Annotated in this window: 7 protein-coding genes; 3 read left to right on the top strand and 4 right to left on the bottom strand. The window is 42.4% G+C overall.

Annotation, left to right across the window (positions count from 1 at the left end; all coding sequences use genetic code 11):
* Positions 1-170 precede the first annotated feature (170 nt).
* Positions 171-1,541, bottom strand: coding sequence for an MATE family efflux transporter (locus tag L1D15_RS12350; protein ID WP_239875864.1), 1,371 nt, complete (start codon positions 1,539-1,541; stop codon positions 171-173).
* Positions 1,542-1,719: 178 nt separating this feature from the next.
* On the opposite strand from L1D15_RS12350, the gene L1D15_RS12345 reads away from it, so the two are divergent.
* Positions 1,720-2,334, top strand: a complete 615-nt coding sequence (locus L1D15_RS12345; RefSeq protein ID WP_239866366.1) for a riboflavin synthase subunit alpha — start codon at positions 1,720-1,722, stop codon at positions 2,332-2,334.
* A 33-nt stretch (positions 2,335-2,367) separates the two neighbouring features.
* Here L1D15_RS12345 and L1D15_RS12340 read toward each other — a convergent pair whose 3' ends face one another.
* Positions 2,368-2,571 carry a CPXCG motif-containing cysteine-rich protein gene (locus L1D15_RS12340; RefSeq protein ID WP_019276122.1) on the bottom strand — a complete coding sequence of 68 codons (204 nt, stop codon included), beginning with the start codon at positions 2,569-2,571 and terminating at the stop codon, positions 2,368-2,370.
* A 259-nt stretch (positions 2,572-2,830) separates the two neighbouring features.
* On the bottom strand, positions 2,831-3,697 hold the full coding sequence (locus tag L1D15_RS12335) for a fructosamine kinase family protein (protein WP_239837002.1): 867 nt from the start codon (positions 3,695-3,697) through the stop codon (positions 2,831-2,833).
* A 353-nt stretch (positions 3,698-4,050) separates the two neighbouring features.
* On the opposite strand from L1D15_RS12335, the gene L1D15_RS12330 reads away from it, so the two are divergent.
* Positions 4,051-4,395 carry a DUF3802 family protein gene (locus tag L1D15_RS12330; RefSeq protein ID WP_239837000.1) on the top strand — a complete coding sequence of 115 codons (345 nt, stop codon included), beginning with the start codon at positions 4,051-4,053 and terminating at the stop codon, positions 4,393-4,395.
* Positions 4,396-4,397: 2 nt separating this feature from the next.
* On the opposite strand, the gene L1D15_RS12325 is transcribed toward L1D15_RS12330, so the two are convergent.
* Positions 4,398-4,910 (bottom strand): NlpC/P60 family protein, encoded by a 513-nt coding sequence (locus L1D15_RS12325; protein WP_239866370.1) that lies wholly within the window; start codon positions 4,908-4,910, stop codon positions 4,398-4,400.
* Between the two features lie 95 nt (positions 4,911-5,005).
* Here L1D15_RS12325 and L1D15_RS12320 point away from each other — a divergent pair, with 95 nt between their 5' ends.
* Positions 5,006-7,033 carry a methyl-accepting chemotaxis protein gene (locus tag L1D15_RS12320; RefSeq protein WP_239875862.1) on the top strand — a complete coding sequence of 676 codons (2,028 nt, stop codon included), beginning with the start codon at positions 5,006-5,008 and terminating at the stop codon, positions 7,031-7,033.
* Positions 7,034-7,037 lie beyond the last annotated feature (4 nt).

Below are 7,037 nucleotides of genomic sequence, written 5' to 3'. Positions count from 1 at the left end.
GTGAGCTGGGCAACATCAACAGGGTTTTCTTCAAGGAAGTCGGCAAAGAAGTGTTGAATAGACATAAAAAATCGGAAACCTATAAACAGATTTCCGATTGTCTCTCATCAGAAGGATCGGTCAACCGATCCTTATCTGATCTACATTGCAGCATGGCTGACCTTTCACTGTTATTTGGAGGCAAACTCCAACTGAATGTTATTAGGTTGCCGATGCATCCACCGAAGGCGAAGACCGAGCATAAGTGCAGCGGAAGATAGGCCAATGATGAAACCTATCCAAAAGCCATGCGCGCCCATAGGTTGAACAATCCAATCCGTCATAGCTAAGATGTAACCAATAGGTAAGCCCAAGATCCAGTAAGCGATAAAAGTACGATTGAATATAGCAGCCATGTCTTTGTAACCGCGCAATGCACCAGCCGCGACAACTTGAACGGCATCTGTGACCTGATAAATTGCAGCAAACAATAACAATTGCAAAGCAATATCAATGACCGCTCGGTTGTCAGTATAAAGTAACGCAACTTGTTCTCGGAACAGCACGGTTAAGAGCGCGGTAGAAAGAGCCAAAGCGACCGACACAATGATGCCAACGCGAGACGCAATAGCTGCCCCTTCAACATTGTTTTCCCCAAGGCTATGGCCGACACGAATACTGGTTGCTGCGCCAATACTCATTGGCAACATAAACACTAACGAAGAGAAATTAATGGCGACTTGGTGTGCTGCAACAATCAATGATCCAAGCGGAGCAACCAGTAGGGCAACGACAGCGAATAGGGTAACTTCAAAAAAGAGCGCAGCAGCCACTGGAAAACCGAGTTTGAACAAGCGCGTAAGGGGTTTCAGTTGAGGTTTGTGGAACTGTCCGAAAAGATTAATGTGTGCAACGCGTTTTGATGTAATGACATAAAACAACAGCATAAAGAACATCAGCCAGTAAACGATGGTTGTCGCAACACCACAGCCTACACCACCAAGTGCTGGTGCGCCAAATTTACCGTAAACAAAGATCCAGTTAAGTGGAATGTTAAACAGTAGACCAATGAATCCGATAACCATTGCGGGCTTGGTCAGCGACATACCGTCGGTAAAGCTTCGCAGTGTTTGGAACAAGAGAAAGGCAGGTACGGCGTACATAACTGCATGCATGTAGCCATTGGTCTTTTCTGCCATAAGCTGTTCGACATCCATCAAACCCATGATGGCTTTGGTTTGAAATAATACGCCAATGATTGGAATCGAGATGAGTAGAGCCATCGCGATGCCTTGTTGTATTTCGAATGGAATTTTAATCTGGCGACCAGAGCCATTGAGCTGGGCGACGACCGGAACCAACGCCATCAATAAGCCTACACCAAAAAGTATAGAAGGTAGCCAGATGCTTGAAGCAATGGATACGGCAGCCATATCTATGGCACTGACGCCACCAGCCATGACGGTATCAACAAAGCTCATGCCCGTTTGGGCGACAGAGGCGATCAATACCGGTGTTGCCAGTTTGACCAAGGTATTCGCTTCTTGTTTGTATCGATGCACGTAAAAACTCCAATGAAAGCAAAAGTGTTTTGATTTCTGCAGAATCAAACTATGGAATCAACTCGAAAATCAAAGAGGAGAGCACCAGATTATTATCGATAATTTATACATGGTGCTGTTGTGCTAAATGATAATTAAATGTCACACTAACCTCCACGAAAAACTGCTGGAATTTGCAATGTTTACTGGAATTGTTCAGGGAATGGCAGAAGTGATTGCCATTGAAAAGAAAGAGTCGTTTCAAACTCATGTTATTCGATTAGATTCTTCAATGAGCCAAGGCTTATCTATTGGTGCTTCGGTTGCTCATAATGGCTGTTGCCTGACAGTGACGAAAATCGAAGGCGAAAATGTGTCTTTTGATTTGATTCAGTCGACTCTGAGGTTAACTAACCTGGGTGAATTAGAAGTTGGTCATGCTGTCAATATCGAACGTGCGGCGAGGTTTGGTGATGAAATTGGTGGCCACACTATGTCTGGGCATATTGCTTTAGCTGCTGAAGTGTCAGATGTGATCGATACACCAAATAACCGTACCGTGTGGTTTGAACTTCCTGAAGAAAACATGCGATATATTTTACCTAAAGGGTTTATTGGGCTTGATGGTTGCTCGTTAACGATTGGTGAAGTGGAAGGGAATCGCTTTTCAGTTCACTTGATTCCAGAAACTTTGCAAAGAACGCTATTTGGTCAGCGCCAAAAGGGCGATAAAGTGAATGTTGAGTTTGACCCGCAAACACAGGCTATTGTGGATTCGGTAGAACGTGTTCTAGCGGCTAAGAAACTCCTTTAGTTGAGATGTACAAAGGCGCCTAACGGCGCTTTTTTAAAAAATTTGCTCGTCGTCAGCGTCAATTGAGAGTTCTATTTCGTCCAACTGTTCGTTAACCATCATGCTGAGATGAATGGCATTACAGCAAGCAGGGCAGTCATCATAAAAGTTTTGACTCCCGTTGGTCGCATCTAAAGTGATACCAATCGAGTGCCCACAGTGAGGGCAGGTAACTCTTTTTTCAGTGTATTTTCGCATAGCTCTCTTCCTTACGTCTTTGATGAGATCAATGCCCAAGCCATCCATACCCGTGGGTGGAATATGGGGTATGGCAATCCATTCTTTGTGGCTCCGACACATTAATCTTAAGTCGTTAAGTTAGTAATAGACGTAAATTAAGTTCAAAGTTTGAGGTGGCTAATAAAAAACACCAAGATAGAGCTCGGTGTTGGAATAAGTATTAACAGTTTCGCTAATGGATGTATGTAACTAATTGTTAAATAAGGAACTACCATGATTAATAGGTCAATATTTTATTGATTGTCCTTTCACACTGATCCAGATAATGCCCACCAAACTGATTGTAGTGGTTGAGTAGGTGATACAAATTGTATATATCTTTGCGTTCGTTATAGGCTAAATCCAATGGCAGGATGCTCTCATAACCTTGGTAGAATTCGGGTTGAAAACCTTCAAATAGTTCCGTCATTGCGATATCGCATTCTCTATCTCCCCAATAACAAGCTGGGTCATAACAAATAGGTCCAAAAACTGAGTTTGCAACGTTACCGTGCCAAAGATCGCCATGCAGTAGGGAAGGACGGGGATGATGATTGCATAACCTATCTTGAACAAGGCGAGTGAAATCGCCAATATCGACTAAAGTAACGCCTTTTTCTTTCATAAGTTGGAGTTGCCAGCCAATCCGTTGCTCAGCAAAAAAACGCCCCCATTTTCTATCCCATTTGTTGGGCTGCAAGGTTGAACCAATGAAATTATCTTGGTCAAAACCGTACTCTCTTTGCTCACCCCATTGATGAAGTTTGGCAAGTTGTTGACCGAACTTGAAGCTGTTACTGCTATCGTCGAGCGGTTTAGTCGGTAAATAATTTAAGATAATAAAGGCATGTTCTTTACACTTACCTGTGAGTATATGCTCAGGAACGAAAACGCTGGAGCTTTCTCTTAATATGCGGATATTTTCGGCTTCTATTTCGAATTTAGGGTAAAAGTCTCTTTGATTGATCTTAACGAAATAGCGCTGCTCACCATCGCTAATCATGTAACAGTCACTAATATCACCGCCACTGAGACGATTTTTTTCGACAATATCAAAAGAAAACAAGAGTGTTTCAGACAGTTGTTTAGTGATGGCTTGCCACATATCTCGATCCGTTTTCGCAGTTGAGTATTAACATTATAGAATAAGGCGCTGGTTAATTCTGAATCAGACTGCAAAAAATTCAATCATTTAGTTGAGGTTTTCATTAAGCTTATTAATTTGTGAGCTTGGTCATATCCATATGGTGAGGGTTAGTGAGTAAAATGGTTTCGCTCGATAAAACTTGATCCTAGTTCAAAGCCATCAGTCGCGAATTAAGTCAAATCCGTGAACTGAGGTATAACCAACGTTCGAATTTTATGAGTATCCGAGTCGAGTTGAGTTGTGAAAACTCATTGATATGTCTTAGTATTAGAAAGTGACTCGCAAAACAGAATAACGAATGGAGAACGACAGTGGTTGTTGAAACCGATGGCTACCTAGCACTTATTGAGCATCTGGCATTTAATCTTGATGTCTTCTCATCTGAAGATGGAGACGTAGGTGCTGAAAGTGTCGAAGATGTGGTTACCGATATGGTAGCAAGTAACATCATGGCCATTTTTGAGCAAAACCCAGAGCTACACTCAAGCGTTCGCTTCCAACTGCTTAAAGAGGCCGATTCGGTGGTTGAAGATTTGAGCGAAGTGTTAGCTGGTGTATGGGCTAAACCTGCAACAAACGAGCAGATTGCTTTCCTTGACGAGTATATCGCTCTGGTGAAAAACTTATTTGACTCCGCAGTCGCTAAATACGACTAATTTCAATCAATTGCAGACGGCGTGGCAACCCGTCTGAAATGCCAAAACTTTGATGCCCAATAAGGGTTATCCAATCTTGAAATAATGACACCTTTCGAAGTCGAAGCATGCATAAACTGCTTGTTGCCTATGTAAACACCGACATGACGAACTTTGCTTGAAGTTTTAAAGAAAGCCAAATCTCCCACCTTGACTTGCTCGTAATTCAGCTCATTACCAATATTGACTTGGGCTAATGTTGTCCGTGGTAAATGAATGTTAAGTGCTTCTTTGTAAGCGATTTGAACAAAGGCTGAACAGTCAATGCCGTTGTAGCTATTTCCACCTAACCGGTAAGGGACACCTTTCCAACCGCGATAGACATCAAGAAATTCTTGTTGAACATTTTTTTCGTAAGAGCTGAGTACTTGAGTCGCTCCTAAGTCATTAAAACTTTCAGAGGGTGGTGGGCTTGAGCAACCCGATAAGAGGACAATTAAAAAAGCCTTCAAAAATTGCGAAGCAACTCTATTCATGGTGCTTATTCCATTTGTTGATGACATTTGCTTGTCATATTGTCTACATAAAATCGCACACTGATTAAACTTTTGTATGATGTTGGTTCAAATTTATGCCCAAACAAAAGACGAGTTACTCACTCATTCAAACTATCAGTGTCGTTTTTTTAACGATTACCTTACTGGTCATTAGTTTATCTGTCACTAGCTTAAGAGGCATTGAGAGAGTCGGTGCCCAATTTAACAGTCTTTCAGATCAAGCCCTGCCTTTAGCCATGACAAACGCAAAGCTGACACAGAGTATTTTGGAGCAGGTCAAACAGTTAGGTTATGGTTCTCAAGCCAGTGACATTGAAGAGCTCAACGCGATAAAGGCTAAAGCCGAAAGCAGCGTAGATGAAACCTTGGGGCTCGCAGAGCAAGTATTTGAAATATCGTCAAATTTTAACCAAGCGATATCACAACAGCAGGAGTTGGCTCTGAGAGGAAATGTTGACGCGCTGTCTAAATTAACCAGCAATATATTGATGACACAGTCGTCGCTACTCACAATGCAGTCAAGTATTGATGCTCAAGTGACAGAGTTTCGATACGGGCTCAGTTCGATTGGCCCAGAAATGAATCGTATTAGCTCATTTCTTGCCGTGGATAACCCTGAGTCATCGGATGCGGCGAATCGGTTCATTGCCAGTGCGAGCTCAATGGAGAGCACATTTTTAGTGCTTATGATGCAAACAGACTTAAACAAAGCGATGTCTGAATACAAAGAAATGCGAAGTCGAATTGCAGGGATCAATCTGGCGTTTGATGACTTTGCGGAGTGGCATCCGGATGTTAAAGAGTTTGCGAGCTTAATTGCCCCCTACGATATGGTTCAAGCTGGTTTTTCTGAATCCGGGGTACTGAAAAAAATATTAACCAAGTTAGAGTTGGTAAAAAAACAAAGAGCTCAAATTGCTCAAGCCGCAATCTTAGCAAATGAGACGATTACATTGCTTAACAATATTTCTCATACTGCGGAAGACTTAATTGATGACAGTAAAGCTGTTGTTAATGGCACTATTTCTTCAATGACGACAATACTTATTGTGAGTAGTTTGGTTCTGGTTGGCATCATTGTAGTGTCGTGGGCCTCTTTACGCACTTGGATAAATCGCGGTCTTAATAATATTAAAGAAAGCTTGAATAAGCTGACAGAACACGATTTAACGTGTGCTGTGCAATTGATCGGACCTTTTGAAATGAAGGAAGTTGCCCGAAAACTTAATCAGGTTATTGAGTCAACTCGAGATTCTATATCGACAGTTACTCGAAATTGCGAAACGCTTTATCAGACCGCTGAAATTAGCCATGATGCGGCCGAACAATCAAACCTGAGCTTAGCTCGACAAAATGAATCTTTAGCCAGTATGGTGGCGACTGTTACTCAACTCGAAGCATCGATCAAAGAAATAGCGACTGTAACGAATGAGTCTTACACAGAATCTCAGCAAGCTGCTGCACTGTCGAGTAATGGTGTCAGCGTCATTGAACAGAACCAGAGTAGGCTGCAATCTTTAGAAGGGACACTCAATGTCAATGAAGACTCTATGGTGGAATTGGATAGCCGAGTTAAACAGATTCGTGAAATGGTTGATATGATTTCTGGTATTGCTGAAAACACCAACTTATTGGCGTTAAATGCCGCTATTGAAGCCGCCAGAGCTGGTGAACAGGGTAGAGGGTTTGCGGTTGTCGCCGACGAAGTTCGTAAGCTTGCCAGTGATACTTCCCAGCAAACATCAAACATACGTGATCGAATGAATGAGTTAGTAGCAGCAGCTGAAAAGTCACGTACAGCAGTATCAGCCAGTCGTGAAGAAATGACTTATGCGTTGGAGTCTAGTGAGCAAGTGAAAAATACCTTTGCAGATATCGAGCAAGCGGTGGATCAGATACGTCTTCGAGTGGAGCAAATTACTGTAGCGACAGAAGAGCAGGAGAGGGCAACTGCTGATGTAAGCCAGTCCATCACTCATGTATCGGATCAGGGAGAGCAAACCAAGCTTCAGCTCGAATCTATGGTCGAAAACTCAGAGCAAGTGGCAGACATTGCAGGGCATCAACAGTCAATGCTTCATAAATATAAACTGCTGCATTAACTAT

It is taken from the genome of Vibrio sp. Isolate25 (assembly GCF_022398025.1).
GTDB classification, from domain to species: domain Bacteria; phylum Pseudomonadota; class Gammaproteobacteria; order Enterobacterales; family Vibrionaceae; genus Vibrio; species Vibrio coralliilyticus_A.
Note: the sequence above shows the minus strand (reverse complement) of the source record. Positions and strands in the feature narration are given on the sequence as shown.

Coding starts and splice junctions, on each gene's coding strand:
- L1D15_RS12345 (WP_239866366.1), top strand. CDS start 1,720: ATGTTTACTGGAATTGTTCAGGGAATGGCAGAAGTGATTGCCATTGAA.
- L1D15_RS12340 (WP_019276122.1), bottom strand. CDS start 2,571: ATGCGAAAATACACTGAAAAAAGAGTTACCTGCCCTCACTGTGGGCAC.
- L1D15_RS12335 (WP_239837002.1), bottom strand. CDS start 3,697: ATGTGGCAAGCCATCACTAAACAACTGTCTGAAACACTCTTGTTTTCT.
- L1D15_RS12325 (WP_239866370.1), bottom strand. CDS start 4,910: ATGAATAGAGTTGCTTCGCAATTTTTGAAGGCTTTTTTAATTGTCCTC.
- L1D15_RS12320 (WP_239875862.1), top strand. CDS start 5,006: ATGCCCAAACAAAAGACGAGTTACTCACTCATTCAAACTATCAGTGTC.